This is a genomic window from Romboutsia sp. 13368 (assembly GCF_018336475.1).
Classification (GTDB): Bacteria; Bacillota; Clostridia; order Peptostreptococcales; family Peptostreptococcaceae; genus Romboutsia.
On the sequence record NZ_CP048741.1, the window covers coordinates 2,457,607 to 2,482,439 of the forward strand.

Sequence of the window (24,833 nt, forward strand, 5' to 3'; positions counted from 1 at the left end):
GCAATGCAGTAACCTTTTTATTTTTTAGGAATTTTTACCACAATTTCCATATAATCGCCTTTATCGACTTCATTATACTTAGCTTCAATTCCTGTACCAATTATTGCATCAAAGGCTTGCTTCATTGTGTTTAAGTATATCCTTATGCCCATAGTACCCCTTATATGTTGTTTTTTATCAGAATCTTGAGGATTTTCCATCTCTTCTAGAATATCCTTTATCATTTTTTCTGTTTTCTTTACAGTTAACTCATTTTTTATTATCTTATCAAGGACCTCATTAATCAATTCTTCTGTAGGTAATTTAAGAAGTGCTCTTGCATGTCTTTCTGTTAGGCTATTTTCAACTAATTTTATCTTTACATTACTCGGTAATCTAAGTATTCTTAACTTATTTGCTATAGTTGATTGATTTTTACCTAACTTTTCAGCCAACTGTTGTTGCGTAAATTCATGTTCTTTTATTAGGTTTTCATAACCCATTGCTTCTTCTATAAAATTTAAATCTTCTCTTTGTAAGTTTTCTAGTAAAGCTAGTACTGCAGATGATTCATCAGACATGTTATTTATAATAGCTGGAACAGCTTGAAGATTTGCTAATTTTGCTGCCCTAAATCTTCTTTCCCCCGCAATTAATTCATAATTATCATCTTTTTGTCTAACTGTTATTGGTTGAAGTATTCCATAAACCTTTATAGAATTGCTTAGCTCTTCTAGTGCTGCTTGTGAAAATACCTTCCTTGGTTGATATGGATTCGGAACTATATTCTCTATTGGTATCTCCATAACTATTTTCTCTTCCATAACATACCTCTCTCATAAAAAATAAATATATTTTAATTTAATTCTTTGCAAATTAATACTTCATTTTTATACTACATTAGATATATAAATAACATTTCTTCACAATACTTATATAATCCTTCTATTTTATTTTATTTTTAACATAATTTTATATATTTTTAAAACAAAATATTTACTTTATAGGACTTTTCGCTGGTTTTCCAGCTTTTCTTGGATACTTTTCTGGCGTATTTTTTACTTTTTTGAATACTAATATATTGTGATTTAAATCTGATTCAGGTAATTCGATATTTATTTTTTCTATAAATTCTACACCTAAAACATCCATTGCTACTTTTGATTCTTCTAACTCTAAATTTGCATTTGGCCCCTTTAAGCATACAAAATAACCACCTACTTTAACAAATGGAACACAAAACTCCATTAAAATAGGTAATCCAGCAACAGCTCTTGCTGTAGCTATATCATATTTTTCTCTGTAGTCTTCTGATTTACCAAAATCTTCAGCTCTACCATGTATAAATTCTATATTATCAATTCCTACTTGATTACTAACTTCTTGTAAAAAGTTTATTCTTTTATTTAATGAATCTAGTAATGTTACCTTTGTATTTCTTAAGCATATTCTTAAAGGTAAACCAGGGAATCCTGCCCCTGTGCCTACATCTATTATAGATAATCCATCTTTTATATATCCATTAGTTACTGCTGAAACAGAATCTAAGAAGTGCTTTATAAACACTTCTTTTTCATCTTCTATTCCAGTAAGATTCATTTTTTGATTCCAATCGACTAATATTTCCCTGTAAATATTAAAATCATTTAACATTTTGTCATCTACTGTTATACCTAAGTTTTCAAGACCATTTTTTAATATATCTCTATTGCTCATCTTTTCCTCCTCTAGTTCTTCTCATTTGTTCTAAATATATAAGAAGTACTGATATATCTGCAGGAGAAACCCCAGAGATACGAGATGCTTGTCCTATAGATATAGGTCTTATAGCATCAAGCTTTTGTCTTGCTTCTATTCTAAGACCATCTATTGATAAATAATCAATTACTTCTGGTAATCTTTTATTTTCAAGCTTTTTAAATTGGTCTATTTGCTTTAATTGTTTATCTATATAACCTTCATATTTAGTCATTATCACACATTGTTCTTTAACTTCATCCGAAACATTATCTCCAGCACCTTTACCTATTGCTTCTATTAGCTCATAAGTTACCTCTGGACGCTTTAAGAATTCATATAAAGATAAACCTACTTTTATTTCCGATGCTCCCATTTCAGTTAATAAATGATTTACTTCTTTAGGAGTAACTCTTTCAGTTTTTAATCTTTCTAATTCTTTTTCTACTTCAGCTTTCTTCTCAAGATATCTTTGATATCTCTCTTCTGTAACTAGACCTATATCATATCCTCTTTGAGTAAGTCTCATATCTGCATTATCTTGTCTTAGATATAGTCTATATTCAGATCTTGAAGTCATCATTCTATAAGGCTCATTAGTTCCCTTTGTAACTAAATCATCTATTAAAACACCTATATAAGCTTCTGATCTATCAAGTACAAATGGCTCTTTTCCTTCTATTTTGTGAGCTGCATTTATACCAGCTATAAGTCCTTGAGCTGCTGCTTCTTCATAACCAGATGTTCCATTGAACTGACCAGCACTGAATAAGTTTTCTACTCCTTTTATTTCAAGACTTATTTTTAATTGAGTTGGATCTATACAATCGTATTCTATAGCATAAGCAGGTCTCATTATTTTAGCATTTTCAAGACCTTTTACACTCTTATACATTTCAAGTTGAACTTCATAAGGTAAACTTGTAGATATCCCTTGAATGTACATTTCCTTTGTATTTAAACCTTCTGGCTCTATAAATATTTGATGTGATTCTTTATCATTAAATCTAACAACTTTATCTTCTATTGATGGGCAATATCTTGCTCCTGTACTGTCTGCTTGTCCACTGTACATAGCTGTTCTTTCTAAGTTACCCATTATTATTTCATGTGTTTTTAAGTTTGTTCTTGTTAAATAACAAGGTTCTTGTTTTATTCCTATATTATCTGTTAAAAATGAGAATGGAGTTATCTTTTCATCTCCCTCTTGTATAGACATTTCCGAAAAATCTATACTATCTTTATGAATTCTAGCAGGTGTTCCTGTTTTGAATCTTCTCATGTTTAATCCTAAATCAACTAACTTATCTGTAAGATGTTTAGAATATGCTAGTGCATTAGGACCTTCATTTATAGTCAATTCCCCTATAAATATTTTAGAATTTAAATAAACTCCAGTAGCTAATATAACTGCCTTTGCTTCATATCTACATCCTAATTTAGTTACTACTCCTGTAACAACTTGATCTTCATGTAATATATCAACTACTTCATCCATAACTATATCTATATTAGGATTATCTTCTAAAGTTTTTTTCATTTCTGTGTGATATTGATACTTGTCCGCTTGACCTCTTAATGAGTGAACTGCTGGACCTTTAGCAGTATTTAACATTCTACTTTGTATAAGTGTTTTATCTGCATTTATACCCATTTGCCCACCTAGAGCATCTATTTCTTTTACTAATTGTCCTTTTCCTGTTCCACCTATTGATGGGTTACAAGGCATTAAAGCTATAGAGTCTAATGACATAGTTACTACTAATGTCTTATGACCCATTCTTGCTGTAGCAAGAGCAGCTTCACAACCAGCATGTCCTGCTCCAACTACTATTACGTCATACTTACCTGCATAAAACTGTTTCATGTAGATCTCCTTCCTATTTAAAGTAATGTTTCACGCAAAACATTACATACTTTATATAATTATTTACCTATACAGAAGTTTGCGAATATTGTATCTAATAAATCTTCTCTTACTGTATCTCCGTTTATATATCCTAAATAATCCCATATATTTTTAAAGTCAACTTCTATAAAATCATATGGCATTCTTTGCTCTATTGCACCGATTGCATCATTTATAGCTTCATATGCTTTGAATAATGCATCTTTATGTCTAGAGTTTGTTATCATTAAATTAGAAGAATTCTTTACGCTACCTTGATAAACCATTGCTTCTATTTTATCTTGTAATTCTTCTATACCTTGATGTTTTAAAGCCGATATTTCTATTATATCATCAGCGTTAACATACTCTTTTATTTTTTCTATTTCTATTTCAGGTTTTAAATCTATTTTATTTAAAAGTACTATAGTTTTCTTATTTTTTAAGCTTTCTAATATTTCTATATCTTCTTCAGCTAATTTTCTAGATGCATCTAATACCATTATAACTAAATCAGCAGTGCTGAAAGATTCCCTAGATTTCTCTACGCCTATTTTTTCAACTATATCATCAGTTTCTCTTATACCTGCAGTATCTACTATCTTTAGAGGTATACCCTTTATATTAACAAATTCTTCTATAACATCTCTTGTAGTACCCGCTATATCCGTTACTATTGCTCTATTCTCTCCTAATATAGAGTTTAATAAAGATGATTTTCCTACATTAGGCTTACCTACTATTACAGTTTTTAAGCCATCTCTAAGAATTTTACCACTTTCTGCTGTATCATAAAGCTTTTTAATTTCCTCTCTAAGTTTATATGATTTTTCTTCTAAAGTTTGATATGTTATTTCCTCTACATCTTCTTCTGAAAAATCTATAGAAACTGTTAAGTGAGCTAAAACTTCCGTAACATTCATTCTTAATTCTTTAATTTTTTTAGCTAAACTTCCCTCTAATTGATTTTGAGCTACTTCATGAGCCATATCCGTTTTTGATTTTATAACATCTATTATAGCTTCAGCTTGAGATAAGTCTATTCTACCATTTAAGAATGCTCTTTTTGTAAACTCTCCAGCCTCAGCTAATCTTACATCTTTAGATAATATAAGTTCTAATATTTTCTTTACTGAAATAAATCCACCGTGGCAATTTATTTCTATTACATCTTCAGCAGTATATGAATTTGGGCCTTTCATATAAGCTAATAATACTTCATCTATTACTTTTTCACCATCAACGATTGTTCCATATATTAACGTTCTTGCATTATAATCTTTTATCATTTTGCCTGATTTAGATTTAAATATTGATTGGGCTACTTGTAGTGATTTTTCTCCACTAATTCTGATTATTCCTATTCCACCTTCTCCAGGTGCTGTAGCAATTGCTGCTATAGTATCATCTATAAACAAATCATTCACCTCTTAATTATAAATTTTACCTTTTCGTTACTTTTAATTGTTTCCTTAATCTTAACATTATATAAAATAAATTGCAAAATTAAAACCCCCTATTATCTAGGAGGTTAATTTTATTTTATATATTCTACTACTAATCTTCTATATGGATCCGTTCCTTCACTATAAGTACTTACAGACTTATTATTTTGTAAAGTAGAATGTATTATTCTTCTTTCATAGGGATTCATATACTCTAGCTTTTTAGTTTTCTTTGTTTTTATTACTTCTCTAGCTACTTTTTGAGCATATCTAACTAAAGATTCTTCTCTTTTAGATCTGTAGTTTTCAATATCAACAACAACTCTCATGCTAGAGTTTTTATTTATTTTGTTAAGAGCAAGTCCTGTTAATAATTGTATAGAATCTAAAGTTTCTCCTCTTCTACCAATTAAAACTGCTGCTTCTTCACCTTTTATATCAACATTTATAACATTACCCTGTTGAGTTACATTTAAATCAGCTTTTATATTAGAATTTTTTAGTATATTTTCAACAAAGGCTTTAGCTATATCTAACTCTGTTTCTTTTTCTATAACAGTAAATTTATAAAGACCATCTTTAGCACCTAAAAATCCTAAGAAACCTTTAGATGGATTTTCTAATACTTCAACTTGTAAGTCTTCTAATTCAACATTTAGTTGAGTAAGTGCTTTACTTATAGCCTCATCTTTAGTTTTACTTCTTATTTCTAGGCTTTTCATTTATTACTTCCTCCTTAGAAACAGCCAGTTTAGCTTTTAAAGGATTCATAATTAAGTAATGTTGTGCTATTGCAAACACGTTACCTATTGTCCAATATAATGTAAGACCTGCTGGGAAAGAGAATCCCCAGAATAACATCATACCTGACATAACATAAGTCATTATCTTCATAGAACCTTGTTGTTGATCTTTAGGCATCATTAATGTTTGCATTAAGAATGTAGTTGCTCCTGATAATATAGCTAATATATAATCTGGCGTAGTTAAATCTTTTATCCATAAAAAGCCTTTCGCTGCACTTGCAAATTGTGCTTGATCAGCGAAAACTCCATATGTAACAGGTTCTCTTAATACAGAGAATAATGCAATTAATATTGGCATTTGTATTAATAAAGGTAAACATCCTGCTAATGGATTTATTTTAGCTTCTGTATATATCTTCATTATTTCTTGTTGTTGTTTTTCAGGTTTATCTTTATATTTTGTTTGTATTTCTTGTATCTTAGGCTGTATATCTTGCATTGCCTTTGTAGATTTTGTTTGCTTAATTGTAAGTGGTAGTAATAGTACTTTCACTAATACAGTAAATAATATTATTGAAAGTCCATAATTTTGAACAAGTTCAAATATTATTCTTAGGACATGTCCTAAAGCATTACTTATAATATTCACTTTCTATACCTCCCAAAGTATGTGTTGTTTTTATTTAAGTGGATCATATCCTCCTGGATGAAAAGGATGACACTTTAATAATCGTCTTATGGTTAAATATATCCCTTTTAACGCTCCATATTTTTTTATTGCTTCAATTGAATAGTGAGAACACGTAGGATAAAATCTACAAGTTGGTCCTTTTAAAGGAGATATAAATCTTTGGTAGAATCTCACTAAGTAGATAAGTAATTTCGATACATACCTATTAATTTCCTTTAATATAGAGTAATTTTTTTTCAAATTAAAGACCTCCAAGCAAAAAAATATACAACTTATATTAATCCTGCTTTTTTTACAAGGTGATTCATAGATTTTTCTATATCCTTATAATCAGCTTCTTTTATCGCTACTCTAGCTATAAATACAATATCATATCCATATTTAACGTTTGCATCAATATTTAATCTATATGATTCTTTTATTCTTCTTCTTACTTTATTTCTATTAATAGCATTTCCTACTTTTTTAGAAACTGAAATCCCTACTCTAGTAGAGTCTGATTTATTATCTAGCATATACATTACTAAGTTTCTATTTGCAAAAGATTTGCCGTGTTTGTATACTTTTCTAAAATCAGAGTCCTTTTTTAAACCTTGGGTTCTTTTGAAGTCCATATTAACCTCCATAAACACAGCTTTTAATTATATTTTCTACACAAAAAGGCCACTTAATAGCGGCCTTTTTAATTATTAATGAGTTAATCTATTTCTTCCTTTAGCTCTTCTTCTCTTTAACACGTTTCTTCCGTTAGAAGTTTTCATTCTCTTTCTGAAACCATGCTCTTTCTTTCTTTGTCTTTTCTTTGGCTGATAAGTTCTTTTCATCGTATTACACCGCCTTTCAGATTTGTTTTCCGTTTATAAAAATAATAACTTTACCCTCAAAGTAAACATAACACATACAATTATAAATGCTTTTATATTTGTTGTCAACGAGTTTTTGGAACAGATGAATAACTAATTTACTATTAATCTAGTATTGTATTTTTATAAGTTTAATATAACTATTATCAACATATTAACTATTATCAACATRTTTTTTTCGTTTATTTTGTATAGTATAAACCTTTTATTTTTTAACAATATAATATTAATACATATATTTATCAACAAGTAGTGAATATTGTGGATAAATTCGTTGTAAATTCTTGAAGTTTGACGTTTATTCTGATATTATAGTTATACCTGTGCATAATGTTAATAAATTTTATTCACTTATTAACGTTATACACAAACTGTGGATATAAATGTGTATAACTTATTAGTTAACTGACAATAATTTAGTTATAAAGTGGTTTATTTATATGTTTTTACTATTTATAACTTTATATACATATTGTTTATAACTTTTTGCTTTACCAGAATAATTACTATTATTATTTTTTATCCACATAACTATCCATAAATATTCTTATTTTTTTAAATTTATATAGATTTTATTAATTTTTGTTAATAACTTTGTGGAAAATGTCAATTATTCTATGCGGAGGTTCATACTATGGATATAGTTTCTTTATGGGACAAAACACTACAATTAATAAAAGGTGAGTTATCTCCACCTAGTTTTAATGCTTTTTTTAAGCAAATAATACCTTTAAAAATACATATGAATGAATTAATACTTTTAGTTCCTAATGATTTTACTAAAGGTATTTTAGAAGATAGATATTTAAATCTAATAGAAAATTCAGTAAATCAACTTTCTTTAAAGAAATATAAAGTTAAGTTTGTTTTAGATGAAAAATACGTAGAGGGATTAGAAGAAGAATCGAAGAGTTCTAATTTACCTCAAAAAAATTATCCTAATTTAAATCCTAAATATACTTTTGATACTTTCGTAATCGGTAATAGTAATAGATTTGCACACGCTGCATGTGTTGCTGTTGCAGAATCTCCTGCTAGAGCTTATAATCCATTATTCCTATATGGAGGAGTTGGATTAGGAAAAACACATTTAATGCATGCGATCGGTCATCATATAATAACTCAAAAAAAGGATGCTAAGGTAGTTTATGTTTCATCTGAAAAATTTACAAATGAGCTTATAAACTCTATAAAAGATGATAGAAACGAAGAATTTAGAAATAAATATAGAAATGTCGATATATTACTTATAGATGATATCCAGTTTATTGCTGGAAAAGAAAGAACTCAAGAAGAGTTTTTCCATACTTTTAACTCATTACATGAGGCTAATAAGCAAATAATTATTTCTAGTGATAGACCTCCAAAAGAGATTCCAACATTAGAAGATAGATTAAGATCTAGATTTGAAATGGGGCTTATAACTGATATTCAAGCTCCAGATTTTGAAACTAGAATAGCTATACTTAGAAAAAAGGCTCAAATGGAAAATATAGAAGTATCAAATGAAGTAACTACTTATATCGCTAAAAATATAAAATCTAATATAAGAGAATTAGAAGGTGCTTTAACAAGAGTAATAGCATATTCATCTCTTACTAATAGAACTATATCTTTTGATCTTGCTGTAGAAGCATTAAAAGATATAATAACTACTACCAAAAACGAAGAAATTACTGTAAATAGAATAAAAGAAAAGGTAGCTTCTGTATTTAACATAAAAATGGAAGACTTCAATTCTAAAAAAAGAACAAGATCGATAGCTTATCCAAGACAAATAGCAATGTATTTATCTAGAGAACTTACAGATTTATCACTTCCTAAGATAGGAGAAGAATTTGGAGGAAGAGATCATACAACTGTTATTCATGCCCACGATAAGATAATTAAAGATATACAAGTAAATGAAGAAATTAAATCTAAAATAGACAAAATAGTTTCAGATTTAAAAGGATAATTTATAAACATTTGCCTGTGGATATAGTGTTAATGTAATGTTTATAGTTTTTTTGTCTAAATTTTATTAACACAATATTATACTAAAAATAACAAAGATATTAACATTTTATACACATGTTGATATCTTTGAATTTATTTAGACATAGATACTTATTAACATTATCAACAACACTTACTACTATTACTACTAATATTTTTATTTATTTTTTTATATAAATGCGACAAGGAGGTTATCCACATTGAAGATAATTTGTAACCAAAAACTTTTAGCTAATAAAATTGGAATTTCACAAAAAGCTATTAATGGAAAGACTACCTTAGAATTATTAAAAGGAATTTTATTATCAGCTAAAGACGGACAATTAAAACTAACTGGATATGATTTAGAAATCGGAATAGAAACTTATACACAAGCTGAAGTTATAGAAGAGGGAGAAATAGTAGTAAACGCTAGACTTTTTGGGGATATTATAAGAAAATTACCAGATTCATTTGTTGAAATAGAATCAGATGCTGAAAATAATGTATATATAAATTGTTTAAATTCAAGATTTAAAATAAAAGGAGATTCGGCAAAAGAATATCCAAGACTTCCTGAAGTTAATGAAGAAGATTTATATAACATTCCTCAAGACTTACTAAAAAATATGATAAAGCAAACAGTATTTGCTATATCTCAAGATCAAACTAAACCTGTATTAATGGGAGAACTTTTAGAAATAGTAGATGGAGAGATAAGCCTAGTTGCTATAGATGGATATAGATTAGCAGTTAGAAGTTGTAAAATCGATAATATAGTAAATAATGCGAAGGTTATAATACCTGGAAAAACATTAAATGATGTAAACAGCTTATTATCTTCTGAAGAAGATGTAAAAGTTGGATTTGATGAAAAGAATGCAATATTTATAATAAATGACACTAAAATAATCACTAGACTTCTTGAAGGTGATTTTATAGATTACAAAAAATTATTACCTAGAGAGTATAATTCAAAGGTAAAATTAAATACTAAAGAACTTTTAAATAGTATAGAAAGAGCATCATTATTATCTCAATCAGAAAAAAATAACTTAATAAAGTTATCAATAAGAGATAATGTTATGGCCATAACTTCAAATACTGATAAAGGAAATGTCTATGAAGAAGTTAATTTAGAATTAAGTGGTGAATACTTAGATATAGCATTTAACTCTAGATATTTCTTAGAAGGATTAAAGAATATAGATAGTGAAGAAATTTTCATAGAGTTCACTACAAATATAAATCCTTGTATAATAAGACCAGCTGATGAAGTTAAATATACTTATTTATTATTACCAGTAAGAATATCATCTAATATATAGTCTAATCAGAAAACCCAACTAATAAAGTTGGGTTTTTATAGCTAATTTTGTGATATAATATATATTTAACGTAGCAATTATTTAAATAATTTTTATAAAAATAGGAGGATCTCATCGATGATTGAAATAAATATAGATTCAGAATATATAAAACTAGATCAATTTCTTAAATTAGCAGATGCTGTATCTACAGGAGGACATGCTAAATTTTTAATATTAGAAGGTTTAGTTAAGGTTAATGGAGAAGTTGAAATGAGAAGAGGTAGAAAACTAAGACCTCAAGATGTTGTAGAAGTTGAAGGACAGAAAATAAAAGTAGTGTAAAAAGGAGAACCTTTTATGCGACTAAATAGCTTACAATTAGTTAATTTTAGAAACTATAATAATTTATATTTAGAATTTAATAAAAAAGTTAATCTTCTTTTAGGAAAAAATGGCCAAGGGAAGACTAATATAGTAGAATCTATATATATGCTATCTTTTGGAAAATCATTTAGAACTAATAGAGATAAAGAAATAATAAAGTTTGATACTGAAAATCTTTATGTTGGAGGAAGCTACTCAAAAGAGCATACAGATGGTTTAATAGAAATAGCTATTGGAAAAAATAAAAAGGGTATAAAAGTTAATAAAATTCATATACAAAAAATTCATGAATTACTTGGGAATTTAAATGTCGTTATATTCTCACCTGAAGACCTTAGGCTAGTTAAAGAAGGTCCAAAGGAAAGAAGATCTTTTATTGATAAAGAGATTAGTCAAATTATGCCCAAATATTATAATTATCTTACAAATTATAATAAAATATTATTTCAAAGAAATCAGTTATTAAAAACTAATCATATAGATAATGCTTTACTTGATGTCTATGATGAAAGTTTAGCTAGATATGGTAGTTATCTGTATATTTTAAGAAGAGATTTTATAAAAAAAATAGCAGATATATCTAAAAATATGCATTCAAAATTAACAAATTCAATTGAAGAATTGTCAATTACATATAAAAGTCAGATTGATATATGTGATGATGATACTACTGATAGTGTATACAACAAATTTTTAGATAAACTTACATCTAGTAGAAAGCATGATATTGATGTAAGAACAACTAGATATGGTTTACACAAAGATGATTTAAATATATATGTCAATGGACTTGATGTTAGACTTTATGGTTCACAGGGGCAACAAAGAACAGCATCTATTTCATTAAAATTATCTGAAATTGAACTTATAAGAAATGAAGTTGGAGAATATCCTATTTTAATTTTAGATGATGTATTTAGTGAATTAGATGAAACTAGACAAAAACTATTGATAGATAACTTGAGTGTAGTTCAAATGTTTATAACTACAGCTGAAGTTTCACATATAAATATATTTAATAAAAGTAATACAACCATTTTCAGAATTGAAAAAGGACAAGTTATTAATATAGAGAATGGAGGTAACTAGATGAAACAAGAATACGGTGCAAGTCAGATACAAGTCTTAGAAGGATTAGAGGCCGTTAGAAAAAGACCAGGTATGTATATCGGTTCAACAGGTCCTAGAGGTTTACACCACTTAGTTTATGAAGTAGTAGATAACAGTATAGATGAAGCATTACAAGGATATTGCTCAGAAATATATGTTTCTATAAACAAAGATGGAAGTATAACAGTAAGGGATAATGGTAGAGGTATACCTGTAGAGATACATCCTAAAACAGGAAAATCTACATTAGAAACAGTTTTAACAGTACTTCATGCAGGAGGTAAGTTCGGTGGAGGAGGATACAAGGTATCTGGTGGACTTCACGGAGTTGGGGTTTCTGTAGTTAATGCATTATCTGAGTGGGTAGTAGCAGAAGTGCGTAGAAATGGAAATGTATATAGACAATCATATAGATTAGGTTCTCCTACAACTGACCTTGAAATAGTAGGTAAATGTGAAGATACAGGTACTACAATAAGCTTTATGCCAGATGCTACAATATTTGATGAAATAGAATTCAAATATGAGACTTTAGAGCATAGACTTAGAGAATTATCTTTCTTAAATAAAGGTATAAAGATAGTATTTGAAGATAAAAGAGGAGAAAATGAAAAGAAAAAAGAGTTCCATTACACTGGAGGGCTAATAGAATATGTAAAATTCTTAAATAAGTCTAGAACTGGAATTCATGAAGATATAGTTTATATAGATAAAAAAGTAGATGACTATGTTGTTGAGTTAGCTATGCAGTATACTGATGGTTATTCAGAGAACATATATTCTTTCGCAAATAATATAAACACTCATGAAGGTGGTACTCACTTAGCAGGATTTAAGTCAGCTCTTACAAAGACAATAAATGAATATGCTAAGAGAAATAAACTTTTAAAAGAAAGTGAACCAAACTTATTAGGTGAGGATATAAGAGAAGGTCTTACAACTGTTGTATCAGTTAAGCTTCCTGAGCCACAATTTGAAGGTCAAACAAAGACTAAACTAGGAAATACTGTTATGAGAGGTATTGTAGATAGCGTAACAGTAGAAGAGTTAGGTGCTTTCTTAGAGGAAAATCCTACTACAGCTAGAATAATAGTAGATAAAGGGCTTAGAGCTCAAAGAGCAAGAGAAGCTGCTAAAAGAGCAAGAGAATTAACTAGAAGAAAAAGTGTATTAGAAAGTACTTCATTACCTGGGAAATTAGCTGACTGTGCTGAAAAAGATCCATCTAAGAGTGAGATATTCTTAGTCGAAGGGGATTCTGCCGGTGGTTCTGCAAAACAAGGTAGAGATAGACATACACAAGCGATACTTCCACTAAGAGGTAAGATATTAAACGTTGAAAAATCTAGATTAGATAAAATACTATCATCAGATGAAATAAAAAATATGATAACTGCATTTGGTTGTGGAGTTGGTAATGACTTTGACTTAGAAAAAGCAAGATATCATAAAATAGTTATAATGACCGATGCCGATGTCGATGGTGCTCACATTAGAACACTATTATTAACATTCTTCTTCAGATATATGAGACCATTAATAGAAAATGGATTAGTGTATATAGCACAACCACCTCTATACAAGGTTAAGAAGCAAAAGAAAGAATATTATGTTTACTCTGATGAACAATTAAATAAATTATTAGAAGAAATCGGAAGACAAGGTGTAGAGCTTCAAAGATACAAAGGGCTTGGAGAGATGAACGCTGAACAATTATGGGATACTACAATGAATCCTGAAACAAGAACTTTATTACAAGTATCTATAGAAGATGCAGCAATTGCAGATGAAGTATTCTCAATGCTTATGGGTGACAAAGTTGCTCCAAGAAGAGAATTCATAGAAGAAAATGCAACATACGTTAGAAACTTAGATATATAGAAAGGGGATGAGTATCAATGGAAGAAAATAAAAGAATACTCCCTATTGAGATAGCAGAGGAAATGAAGAAGTCTTATATAGACTATTCAATGAGTGTTATAGTTGGTAGAGCACTTCCTGATGTAAGAGATGGACTAAAGCCAGTTCATAGAAGAATATTATATTCAATGAGTGAATTAAATTTAACACCAGATAAACCATATAGAAAGTCTGCACGTATAGTTGGGGACGTTCTAGGGAAGTACCATCCACATGGTGATTCAGCAGTTTACCTTGCAATGGTTAGAATGGCTCAAGATTTCGCAACTAGAGGACTTTTAGTTGATGGTCATGGTAACTTTGGTTCAGTTGATGGTGACTCACCAGCCGCAATGCGTTATACAGAAGCAAAGATGACTAAATTATCTCTTGAATTATTAAGAGATATAGACAAAGAAACTGTTGATTTTATACCAAACTTCGATGAATCTTTAAAGGAACCAGCAGTACTTCCTTCAAGATATCCTAACTTATTAGTTAATGGATCTAATGGTATAGCAGTTGGGATGGCTACATCTATACCACCTCATAACTTAGGAGAAGTAATAGATGCAACTGTTCATTTAATAGATAATGAAGAATGCTCAGTTGAAGATTTAATGCAATTTGTAAAAGGACCAGACTTCCCAACTTCAGCAATAATAATGGGAAAAGAAAGTATCGCTGAAGCATATAAAACTGGTAGAGGAAAGGTTAAAGTTAGAGCTAGAGCTGTAATAGAAGAATTACCAAAAGGAAAGCAACAAATAGTAGTAACTGAAATACCTTACCAAGTTAACAAAGCTAAATTAGTTGAAAGAATAGCTGAGTTAGTTAAAGATAAGAAGATAGAAGGAATATCTGACCTTAGAGATGAAAGTAACAGAAATGGAATGAGAATAGTTATAGAGCTTAAGAGAGATGTTAATGCTAACATAGTGTTAAATAACTTATATAAACATTCTCAAATGGAAGATACATTTAGTGTAATAATGCTTGCATTAGTAAATGGTCAACCTAAAGTATTAAATCTTAAGCAAATACTATATCACTATGTACAACATCAAAAAGATGTAGTAACTAGACGTACTAAGTTTGAATTAAATAAAGCTGAAGCTAGAGCTCACATATTAGAAGGTCTAAGAATAGCTTTAGATAATATAGATGCAGTTATAAGCTTAATAAGAGCATCTAAAACAACTCAAGAAGCTAAAACAGGCTTAATGGAGAAGTTTGGATTATCTGATATTCAAGCTCAAGCTATATTAGACATGAGACTTCAAAGGCTTACTGGATTAGAAAGAGATAAGATAGAAGCTGAATATGAAGAATTAATAAAGAGAATAAATAGATTAAAAGAAATATTAGCTAATGAAAGATTACTTCTTAATGTAATAAAAGAAGAAATGCTTATAATAAAAGAAAACTATGCTGATGAAAGAAGAACTGAAATAAGACATGCTGAAGGCGAAATAGATATGAGAGACCTTATAGAAGATGAAGAAATAGCTATAACTCTTACTCATTTCGGATATATAAAGAGACTTCCAGCAGATACTTATAAAAGTCAAAAAAGAGGTGGTAGAGGGATATCTGCTCTTACTACAAGAGAAGAAGACTTCGTAAAACACCTAGTAAGTACAACTACTCACAGCAGATTATTATTCTTCACAAATAAGGGAAGATGTTTCAGATTAAATGCATATGAGATACCAGAAGGAAAGAGACAAGCAAAAGGAACTGCTATTGTAAACTTACTTCAATTAGGTCCTAATGAAAAGATAGCGACATTACTAGCTATAGATGAACATGATGATAATAATAAATACTTATTATTAGCTACAAAGAATGGTATAGTTAAGAAAACTAGTCGTGAAGAATTTAAAAATATAAATAAAGCAGGACTAATAGCTATAGGTTTAAGAGAAGATGATGAACTTATAGGAGTTAGAGTAACTGACGGAAATAAAGATGTTCTTTTAGTAACTAAAGATGGTATGTCTATAAGATTTGATGAAAATGACATAAGACCTATGGGAAGATCAGCTATGGGTGTAAAAGGTATAACATTATCTGAAGGTGATGAAGTTGTATCTATGAGCTTATGTGAAGAAGGTACAGATGTATTAGTAGTTAGTGAAAATGGATTTGGTAAAAGAACTGACATAAATGAATATAGAACTCAGATAAGAGCAGGAAAAGGAATAAAAACTTATAACATAGCTGAGAAAACAGGTAAACTTGTTGGAGCAGAGATGGTAAATGAGGACGATGAAATAATGATAATAAATTCTGACGGAGTTCTTATAAGACTAAGAGTTAATGAAATTTCATTATTCGGAAGAGTAACTAGTGGAGTTAAGTTAATGAAAACTGACGAAGAAGTCAATGTAGTTTCTATTTCAAAAATAAAGATGGAAGAAGAATAGGATTATATCCTATTCTTTTTGCTTAACTTCATATACATAATATACATAAATTTAAATAATTAAGAGGAGAATATACTATGAGTAAAAGAAAAGGAAGCTTTTTACTATTAGGTGCATTTATAGGATTTATAGCAGGATTATTTTTAGCACCTAAAAAAGGGTCAGAACTTAGAAAAGATGCAAAAAACAAAATAGATGAAATTAAAGAAAATCCAAAAGAAGTTTTACAAGGAACATTTGAAGATGTAAAAGGAAAAATAAATGATTTTATAGATGATAAATTAGTAGAAGATGATAATATACATATATCTGAGGATGAAATAGTAATAAGTAGAACATTTAACAATGAGGGAGAAAGTAATTAATGAATACTTTGGGATGGCAGATAGGAGCTTGTTTAATAGGAGTTTCAGCTTTAATTATAGGCATATACATAGGAAAATTACTAAATACTACAAATAAAGTTGTAGAAAAAGCATATAAGGTTATAGATTATAATGAAAGGCATATACACGAGACTATAGAAAATGTTGCATCAATAACAACTTCTACAGAGGAAATTGTTAGTATACTAAGTAAAGTTACAAATATAATGAAAGTATTTAGATTTGTAAAAAGAAGATAACTATAAGGAGGAACTAAGATGTCAATAAATATAGATTCTAAATTAAATAGCGAAAAAGGATTTTGGGATATATCAGTTCAAGGTGAATTAGATGTATCAACAGCAGAAAAATTAAAATCCCATTTACATAGTTTAGCAGATGAAAAAATAGTAGATATGAAAATAAACATTGATAACTTAGATTATATAGATTCTACAGGATTAGGGGTTATGATAGGTGTTTTAAAGAAATTAAAAACAGATAATAAAGAAATATATATACTAAATCCAAAGAGTAACGTAAAGAAGATTTTTACTATAACAGGTCTAGATAAAATATTTAAAATGGAGGGATAGACTTTGGCTTGTGAAACTATAAAAATGGAGATAAGTGCTAATCCTGATTTTGTAAGTATAATAAGATTAACTACTTCAGGAATAGCTAATAAAATAGGATTTTCAATGGATGATATAGAGGATATGAAAGTAGCTGTATCAGAAGCAAGTACTAATGCTATAAAGCATAGTGATGATAAAACAGTAAGTATAACATACACTATATTAGAAAATGGATTAAATATAGAAATAAAAGATAAGGGTAAAGGATATGATATAGATTCAATAGCTACACCAGACTTAACACAACCAAAAGAAAATGGATTAGGGTTATTTATAATTCAAACACTAATGGATGAAGTAGAGATAGAATCAAAAGACAACCAAGGAACAATAATAAAAATGACTAAGTATTTAGGAGTTGATATTTAATGAAGAATGTAGCTAATGCTACAAATTACCTAGATATCGATACAAAAGAGTTATTTAGGATATATAGTAAAGACAAAGATAATAAAGATATTAGAAATATTCTTATTGAAAGACATTTATATTTAGTAAATTTATTAGCAAAAAAGTATATTAATAAAGGTGTTGAATATGAAGATTTATATCAAGTAGGATCATTGGCGTTAATATATGCAATAGATAGATATGATATAGAAAAGGGATATGAGTTTTCAAGTTTTGCAACACCGACAATAATAGGTGAAATAAAGAAATATTTTAGAGATAAAGTATGGTCTCTAAGAGTTCCAAGAAGGGTTCAAGAGTTAAGTAAAAAGATAAGTGAAGCTAAATTAGCACTTGAACAAGAAAATAAAACTCATCCTAAGGTAAAAGATATAGCTAATTATATAGGGTGTACTGAGGAAGAAGTTTTAGAAGCTATGGAAGCATCTTATGGATATCAACCTATATCACTAGATTCATCTAGTAATGATGATTCAGAAGATAAAGATATTACACTTATAGATAAAATCGGTTCAGAAGAAAGTAGCTTTAATAATATAGAGCAAAAAGACTTTATAAATAAGTTTATGGAAACTTTAAATGAGCTAGAAGTAAAAATATTTAAAGATAGATTCTTCTTAGATAAAACTCAATCTGTAATCGCAAAAGAATTAGAAATATCTCAAATGACGGTATCTAGATTAGAGAAGAAAATCGTTGAAAAACTGAGAAAAGAGTATGAAAAAAATTTATAGAAAAAAAATATAAAAAAATATTTAAAAAAGTATTGACCTACTGTTTAATCTATAGTATATTATTACTTGTCCTTAAGAAAACGGGACAAACAAAATAAGAACTTTGAAAATTAAACAGTAGGTTAATTTATAGAATTACAACTAACAAACCAAGCCAGATATTCAGATAATGATTAGTCTGAGCAGGTAAACAACTTTTATTTGAGAGTTTGATCCTGGCTCAGGATGAACGCTGGCGGCGTGCCTAACACATGCAAGTCGAGCGATCTTCTTCGGAAGAGAGCGGCGGACGGGTGAGTAACGCGTGGGTAACCTGCCCTGTACACACGGATAACATACCGAAAGGTATGCTAATACGAGATAATATGCTTTTATCGCATGGTAGAAGTATCAAAGCTTTTGCGGTACAGGATGGACCCGCGTCTGATTAGCTAGTTGGTGAGGTAACGGCTCACCAAGGCGACGATCAGTAGCCGACCTGAGAGGGTGATCGGCCACATTGGAACTGAGACACGGTCCAAACTCCTACGGGAGGCAGCAGTGGGGAATATTGCACAATGGGCGAAAGCCTGATGCAGCAACGCCGCGTGAGCGATGAAGGCCTTCGGGTCGTAAAGCTCTGTCCTCAAGGAAGATAATGACGGTACTTGAGGAGGAAGCCCCGGCTAACTACGTGCCAGCAGCCGCGGTAATACGTAGGGGGCTAGCGTTATCCGGAATTACTGGGCGTAAAGGGTGCGTAGGTGGTTTCTTAAGTCAGAGGTGAAAGGCTACGGCTCAACCGTAGTAAGCCTTTGAAACTGGGGAACTTGAGTGCAGGAGAGAAGAGTGGAATTCCTAGTGTAGCGGTGAAATGCGTAGATATTAGGAGGAACACCAGTTGCGAAGGCGGCTCTCTGGACTGTAACTGACACTGAGGCACGAAAGCGTGGGGAGCAAACAGGATTAGATACCCTGGTAGTCCACGCCGTAAACGATGAGTACTAGCTGTCGGAGGTTACCCCCTTCGGTGGCGCAGCTAACGCATTAAGTACTCCGCCTGGGAAGTACGCTCGCAAGAGTGAAACTCAAAGGAATTGACGGGGACCCGCACAAGTAGCGGAGCATGTGGTTTAATTCGAAGCAACGCGAAGAACCTTACCTAAGCTTGACATCCTTTTGACCTCTCCCTAATCGGAGATTTCCCTTCGGGGACAGAAGTGACAGGTGGTGCATGGTTGTCGTCAGCTCGTGTCGTGAGATGTTGGGTTAAGTCCCGCAACGAGCGCAACCCTTGCCTTTAGTTGCCAGCATTAAGTTGGGCACTCTAGAGGGACTGCCAGGGATAACCTGGAGGAAGGTGGGGATGACGTCAAATCATCATGCCCCTTATGCTTAGGGCTACACACGTGCTACAATGGGTGGTACAGAGGGCAGCCAAGTCGTGAGGCGGAGCTAATCCCTTAAAGCCATTCTCAGTTCGGATTGTAGGCTGAAACTCGCCTACATGAAGCTGGAGTTACTAGTAATCGCAGATCAGAATGCTGCGGTGAATGCGTTCCCGGGTCTTGTACACACCGCCCGTCACACCATGGGAGTTGGGGGCGCCCGAAGCCGGTTAGCTAACCTTTTGGAAGCGGCCGTCGAAGGTGAAACCAATAACTGGGGTGAAGTCGTAACAAGGTAGCCGTATCGGAAGGTGCGGCTGGATCACCTCCTTTCTAAGGAGAATTACCTACTGTTTAATTTTGAGGGTTCTTAATAAAAATTAAAAACTCTATTGACAAACTTCGACATATATTATAAAATATAATTGGTTGTTAAAATAAAATNTGGAAGGTGCGGCTGGATCACCTCCTTTCTAAGGAGAATTGCCTACTGTTTAATTTTGAGGGTTCATTCCTCAATTAGTACTTTGAAAACTGCATAACATTTAGTGATATGACATCATTTTAAACATATATGACAAGAAAAGTCTTAAAAATTACAATTCTTTTAATAACTGGTCAAGTTATTAAGGGTGCAGGGCGGATGCCTTGGCACTAGGAGCCGATGAAGGACGTGATAAGCTGCGATAAGCTTCGGGGAGTTGCACGTAAACTTTGATCCGAAGATTTCCGAATGAGGAAACTCACTTAGAGTAATGTCTAAGTATCGTTAAGTGAATACATAGCTTAGCGAGGGGAACCCGGGGAACTGAAACATCTAAGTACCCGGAGGAAGAGAAAGAAATTCGATTCCGTAAGTAGCGGCGAGCGAACGCGGAACAGGCCAAACCAATGAAGTTTACTTCGTTGGGGTTGCGGACATACGACATGGAAAGATATCGTAGATGAAGAGAGTTGGAAAGCTCCGCTATAAAGTGTAATAGCCACGTAGTCAAAATGAGAAAAATACTAGTATGATCCAGAGTACCACGGGACACGTGAAACCCTGTGGGAAGCAGGAGGGACCATCCTCCAAGCCTAAATACTACCTAGTGACCGATAGCGCATAGTACCGTGAGGGAAAGGTGAAAAGAACCCCGGGAGGGGAGTGAAATAGAACCTGAAACCCTGTACTTACAAGCTGTGGGAGCACATTACTTGTGTGACCGCGTACTTTTTGTAGAACGGGCCAACGAGTTACGTTAAGTAGCAAGGTTAAGCACTTAAGGTGTGGAGCCGTAGCGAAAGCGAGTCTTAAATGGGCGATTAAGTTGCATGTCGTAGACCCGAAACCGGGCGACCTATCCATGAGCAGGTTGAAGCGAAAGTAAAATTTCGTGGAGGACCGAACCCACGAGCGTTGAAAAGCTCGGGGATGACTTGTGGATAGCGGTGAAATTCCAATCGAGCCCGGAGATAGCTGGTTCTCCCCGAAATAGCTTTAGGGCTAGCCTCAAGGTTGAGAGAAGCGGAGGTAGAGCACTGAATGTCCTAGGGGGTATTGCACTTACCGAAGACTATCAAACTCCGAATGCCGTATTCTTATACTTGGGAGTCAGACTGTGGGTGATAAGATTCATAGTCAAAAGGGCAACAGCCCAGATCGTCAGCTAAGGTCCCTAAATGTACGTTAAGTGGTAAAGGATGTGGGATTGCACAGACAACCAGGATGTTGGCTTAGAAGCAGCCACTCATTTAAAGAGTGCGTAATAGCTCACTGGTCGAGTGATCCTGCGCCGAAAATTTCCGGGGCTAAAACGTACTACCGAAGCTACGGCATCATTTATGATGGGTAGGGGAGCTTCGTATGCAGGCTGAAGCATGACCGTAAGGACATGTGGACAGTATACGAGTGAGAATGTTGGCATGAGTAGCGAGACGTGGGTGAGAATCCCACGGGCCGTAAACCCAAGGTTTCCAGGGGAAGGTTCGTCCGCCCTGGGTTAGTCGGGACCTAAGCCGAGGCCGAAAGGCGTAGGTGATGGACAACAGGTTGATATTCCTGTACCGCCAATAAGCGTTTGAGAGATGGAGTGACACAGTAGGATAAGCTAACCACACTGTTGGTTATTGTGTGGCTAAGTATTGAGGCAGTCTAGATAGGCAAATCCGTCTAGATAATGCTAGGATACGATGGGTAAGCCCTTCGGGGCGAAGTAGCTGATTTCACACTGTCAAGAAAAGCTTCTATCGAGTTTAAAGGCGCCCGTACCGTAAACCGACACAGGTGGGTGAGGAGAGTATCCTAAGGCCAGCGAGAGAACTATTGTTAAGGAACTCGGCAAAATGACCCCGTAACTTAGGGAGAAGGGGTGCCTGTCTATGACAGGCCGCAGAGAATAGGCCCAAGCGACTGTTTACCAAAAACACAGGTTTCTGCTAAGTCGCAAGACGATGTATAGGAGCTGACGCCTGCCCGGTGCTGGAAGGTTAAGGGGATCTGTTAGGATTTATCCGAAGCAGTGAACTTAAGCCCCAGTAAACGGCGGCCGTAACTATAACGGTCCTAAGGTAGCGAAATTCCTTGTCGGGTAAGTTCCGACCCGCACGAAAGGCGTAACGATTTGGGCACTGTCTCAACAATAGACTCGGTGAAATTGTAATTCCGGTGAAGATGCCGGGTACCTGCGACAGGACGGAAAGACCCCATGGAGCTTTACTGTAGCTTGACGTTGGGTCTTGGTACTACATGTACAGGATAGGTGGGAGACTATGAAGCATGGACGCCAGTCTGTGTGGAGTCATCCTTGGGATACCACCCTTGTAGTACTGGGATCCTAACCATAGGCCTTGAATCAGGTCTTGGAACACCGTCAGGTGGGCAGTTTGACTGGGGCGGTCGCCTCCTAAAAAGTAACGGAGGCGCTCAAAGGTTTCCTCAGCACGGTCGGAAATCGTGCGAAGAGTGTAAAGGCAAAAGGAAGCTTGATTGCAAGACATACAGGTCGAGCAAGGACGAAAGTCGGACTTAGTGATCCGGTGGTACCGCATGGAAGGGCCATCGCTCAACGGATAAAAGCTACCCTGGGGATAACAGGCTTATCTCCCCCAAGAGTCCACATCGACGGGGAGGTTTGGCACCTCGATGTCGGCTCATCACATCCTGGGGCTGTAGTAGGTCCCAAGGGTTGGGCTGTTCGCCCATTAAAGTGGTACGCGAGCTGGGTTCAGAACGTCGTGAGACAGTTCGGTCCCTATCCGTCGCAGGCGTAGGAAATTTGAGAAGACCTGTCCTTAGTACGAGAGGACCGGGATGGACGTACCTCTGGTGTACCAGTTGTTCTGCCAAGGGCATGGCTGGGTAGCTATGTACGGAATGGATAAGCGCTGAAAGCATCTAAGCGCGAAGCCAACTTCAAGATAAGATTTCCCACCGTAAGGGTAAGACCCCAGGAAGACTACCTGGTTGATAGGTCGAAGGTGTAAGTGCAGTAATGTATTTAGCTTATCGATACTAATAGGTCGAGGACTTGACCAATAAATGATTTGAGCAATGGGATATAGTTTTCAGAGTATTAACTTTGAAAAAACTTTATAAAAAGTATTGACATTATTAATCGAAAATGTTAATATTATACTTGTCCTTGAGAAAAGGGCAAACATATAATGTGGTTATTATAGCAAAGAGGATACACCTGTTCCCATACCGAACACAGAAGTTAAGCTCTTTAGCGCTGATGGTACTTGGTGGGCGACCGCCTGGGAGAGTAAGACGTAGCCACGTAATCTTTTTTTATTTCTTAAGACATAGATTTTATCTATGTCTTTTTTATTTTTTACAAAGAAACATTAATAAAAGATTGGTTTATGATATTGTTAGATTTTGAGGAATATTGTACTAAGAAAGAAGAAGTATTTGAAGAATATGAGAATAGAAAAAGTTGGGCTAAAAAAATATTTATTAACATAGGGAAAATAGGATATTTTTCTTCAGATAGAACTATAGTCCAATATAATGAAGATATCTGGAAGATAAATATTAAATAAGTATATAGTAGTTAGATATTAAAATTATAAATAGAAATAGATATTTAAATAATTTGTTGATTTTCAAAAGACAAGGTGCTAGTATTTAAGTGGACAGGGAAAATGTTATCAGAGTGGTTTCGGTAACGTTGCCAATGAAATTTTCAATATAATTCAAGATAAAATAAGGGGGTATTTATAGTGGTTAAATTGAAAAAGTTTGTAACTATTGCTTTATCAGCAGTTTTAACAACTGCTGCATTAACAGGTTGTTCATCATCTTCTGATGAGAGTGCAGCAAATGATGATGGTAAAGGATCTGTTTATTACTTAAACTTTAAGCCAGAATCAGAAGAACAATGGAAAAAGATAGCTGAGGATTATGAAAAGGAAACAGGGGTTCCAGTAAAAGTAGTAACAGCTGCAAGTGGTACTTATGAACAAACATTAAAATCAGAAATAGCTAAAAAAGATGCACCAACATTATTCCAAATAAACGGTCCAGTTGGATATGAAGCATGGAAAGAATACTGTGCAGATTTAACAGAGACACAACTTTACAAAGATTTATTAAATCAAGATATGGCTGTAAAAAATGAAAATGGAGTATATGGAATACCATATGTTGAAGAAGGATACGGTATAATATATAACCAAGCTATAATGGATAAATATTTTGCGTTAGATGGTGCAAAAGCTAAATCAATGGATGAAATAAATAACTATGCAAAATTAAAAGAAGTTGCAGAAGATATGCAATCTAAAAAAGATCAATTAGGAATAGATGGAGTGTTTGCTTCAACATCTTTAACACCAGGAGAAGACTGGAGATGGCAAACTCACTTAGCAAATATT

Annotated in this window: 21 protein-coding genes and 4 rRNA genes (1 of these 25 running past the window's edge); 16 read left to right on the forward strand and 9 right to left on the reverse strand. The window is 32.6% G+C overall.

Features of this window, described 5'->3' with window-relative positions; translation table 11 throughout:
* Positions 1-17: 17 nt before the first annotated feature.
* From noc to rpmH, 9 genes are all read right to left on the reverse strand, one after another.
* Positions 18-803: a nucleoid occlusion protein gene (gene noc, locus G3997_RS10485; RefSeq protein ID WP_296645716.1), complete on the reverse strand. Its 786-nt coding sequence runs from the start codon at positions 801-803 to the stop codon at positions 18-20.
* A 172-nt stretch (positions 804-975) separates the two neighbouring features.
* Positions 976-1,695 carry a 16S rRNA (guanine(527)-N(7))-methyltransferase RsmG gene (rsmG, locus tag G3997_RS10490; protein ID WP_296645718.1) on the reverse strand — a complete coding sequence of 240 codons (720 nt, stop codon included), beginning with the start codon at positions 1,693-1,695 and terminating at the stop codon, positions 976-978.
* Positions 1,685-3,583 (reverse strand): tRNA uridine-5-carboxymethylaminomethyl(34) synthesis enzyme MnmG, encoded by a 1,899-nt coding sequence (mnmG, locus tag G3997_RS10495; protein ID WP_296645720.1) that lies wholly within the window; start codon positions 3,581-3,583, stop codon positions 1,685-1,687. Before mnmG ends, rsmG begins: the two co-directional genes overlap by 11 nt.
* 59 nt (positions 3,584-3,642) lie before the next feature.
* Positions 3,643-5,022 carry a tRNA uridine-5-carboxymethylaminomethyl(34) synthesis GTPase MnmE gene (gene mnmE, locus G3997_RS10500; protein ID WP_296645722.1) on the reverse strand — a complete coding sequence of 460 codons (1,380 nt, stop codon included), beginning with the start codon at positions 5,020-5,022 and terminating at the stop codon, positions 3,643-3,645.
* Positions 5,023-5,141: 119 nt separating this feature from the next.
* Positions 5,142-5,771, reverse strand: a complete 630-nt coding sequence (gene jag, locus G3997_RS10505; protein WP_296645724.1) for an RNA-binding cell elongation regulator Jag/EloR — start codon at positions 5,769-5,771, stop codon at positions 5,142-5,144.
* Entirely contained in the window at positions 5,746-6,444 is a 699-nt protein-coding gene (locus G3997_RS10510) for a YidC/Oxa1 family membrane protein insertase (RefSeq protein WP_296645726.1), read from the reverse strand. The genes jag and G3997_RS10510 overlap by 26 nt, the downstream gene beginning before the upstream one ends.
* 30 nt (positions 6,445-6,474) lie before the next feature.
* Complete coding sequence (gene yidD / locus G3997_RS10515) at positions 6,475-6,708, reverse strand: membrane protein insertion efficiency factor YidD (protein WP_296649521.1); 234 nt, start codon at positions 6,706-6,708, stop codon at positions 6,475-6,477.
* 50 nt (positions 6,709-6,758) lie between these two features.
* Positions 6,759-7,100, reverse strand: a complete 342-nt coding sequence (gene rnpA, locus G3997_RS10520; protein WP_296645727.1) for a ribonuclease P protein component — start codon at positions 7,098-7,100, stop codon at positions 6,759-6,761.
* Positions 7,101-7,175: 75 nt separating this feature from the next.
* Positions 7,176-7,310 carry a 50S ribosomal protein L34 gene (rpmH, locus tag G3997_RS10525; protein WP_007285206.1) on the reverse strand — a complete coding sequence of 45 codons (135 nt, stop codon included), beginning with the start codon at positions 7,308-7,310 and terminating at the stop codon, positions 7,176-7,178.
* Positions 7,311-7,983: 673 nt separating this feature from the next.
* On the opposite strand from rpmH, the gene dnaA reads away from it, so the two are divergent.
* From dnaA to G3997_RS10605, 16 genes are all read left to right on the forward strand, one after another.
* The gene (gene dnaA, locus G3997_RS10530; protein ID WP_296645731.1) at positions 7,984-9,306 is read left to right on the forward strand and encodes a chromosomal replication initiator protein DnaA; all 1,323 of its coding nucleotides are present in this window, start codon (positions 7,984-7,986) and stop codon (positions 9,304-9,306) included.
* Positions 9,307-9,547: 241 nt separating this feature from the next.
* A complete protein-coding gene (gene dnaN / locus G3997_RS10535; RefSeq protein WP_296645733.1) occupies positions 9,548-10,654 on the forward strand; it encodes a DNA polymerase III subunit beta in 1,107 nt (368 codons plus the stop codon).
* Between the two features lie 117 nt (positions 10,655-10,771).
* Complete coding sequence (gene yaaA, locus G3997_RS10540; RefSeq protein WP_296645735.1) at positions 10,772-10,978, forward strand: S4 domain-containing protein YaaA; 207 nt, start codon at positions 10,772-10,774, stop codon at positions 10,976-10,978.
* Positions 10,979-10,993: 15 nt separating this feature from the next.
* A complete protein-coding gene (recF, locus tag G3997_RS10545) occupies positions 10,994-12,109 on the forward strand; it encodes a DNA replication/repair protein RecF (protein ID WP_296645737.1) in 1,116 nt (371 codons plus the stop codon).
* Entirely contained in the window at positions 12,110-14,011 is a 1,902-nt protein-coding gene (gyrB, locus tag G3997_RS10550) for a DNA topoisomerase (ATP-hydrolyzing) subunit B (protein ID WP_296645740.1), read from the forward strand. It begins immediately after the preceding gene.
* 17 nt (positions 14,012-14,028) lie between these two features.
* A complete protein-coding gene (gene gyrA, locus G3997_RS10555; protein ID WP_296645745.1) occupies positions 14,029-16,458 on the forward strand; it encodes a DNA gyrase subunit A in 2,430 nt (809 codons plus the stop codon).
* A gap of 77 nt (positions 16,459-16,535) precedes the next feature.
* On the forward strand, positions 16,536-16,823 hold the full coding sequence (locus G3997_RS10560; protein WP_296645747.1) for a YtxH domain-containing protein: 288 nt from the start codon (positions 16,536-16,538) through the stop codon (positions 16,821-16,823).
* A complete protein-coding gene (locus G3997_RS10565; RefSeq protein WP_296645749.1) occupies positions 16,823-17,083 on the forward strand; it encodes a DUF948 domain-containing protein in 261 nt (86 codons plus the stop codon). Before G3997_RS10560 ends, G3997_RS10565 begins: the two co-directional genes overlap by 1 nt.
* A gap of 18 nt (positions 17,084-17,101) precedes the next feature.
* Positions 17,102-17,419: an STAS domain-containing protein gene (locus G3997_RS10570; RefSeq protein ID WP_296645753.1), complete on the forward strand. Its 318-nt coding sequence runs from the start codon at positions 17,102-17,104 to the stop codon at positions 17,417-17,419.
* 3 nt (positions 17,420-17,422) lie between these two features.
* Complete coding sequence (locus tag G3997_RS10575; protein WP_296645756.1) at positions 17,423-17,830, forward strand: ATP-binding protein; 408 nt, start codon at positions 17,423-17,425, stop codon at positions 17,828-17,830.
* Entirely contained in the window at positions 17,830-18,606 is a 777-nt protein-coding gene (locus G3997_RS10580; protein ID WP_296645760.1) for a SigB/SigF/SigG family RNA polymerase sigma factor, read from the forward strand. Before G3997_RS10575 ends, G3997_RS10580 begins: the two co-directional genes overlap by 1 nt.
* Before the next feature lie 197 nt (positions 18,607-18,803).
* Positions 18,804-20,306, forward strand: a 16S ribosomal RNA gene (locus G3997_RS10585).
* Positions 20,307-20,589: 283 nt separating this feature from the next.
* Positions 20,590-23,490 (forward strand): 23S ribosomal RNA (locus G3997_RS10590).
* A gap of 129 nt (positions 23,491-23,619) precedes the next feature.
* Positions 23,620-23,736: ribosomal RNA gene (gene rrf / locus G3997_RS10595) — 5S ribosomal RNA — on the forward strand.
* A gap of 68 nt (positions 23,737-23,804) precedes the next feature.
* The gene (locus G3997_RS10600; RefSeq protein ID WP_330616314.1) at positions 23,805-23,999 is read left to right on the forward strand and encodes a glycogen/starch/alpha-glucan phosphorylase; all 195 of its coding nucleotides are present in this window, start codon (positions 23,805-23,807) and stop codon (positions 23,997-23,999) included.
* Positions 24,000-24,746: 747 nt separating this feature from the next.
* Positions 24,747-24,833, forward strand: a 23S ribosomal RNA gene (locus tag G3997_RS10605) (it continues 2,403 nt past the right edge of the window).
* The 16S, 23S and 5S rRNA genes sit together here, the layout of an rRNA operon.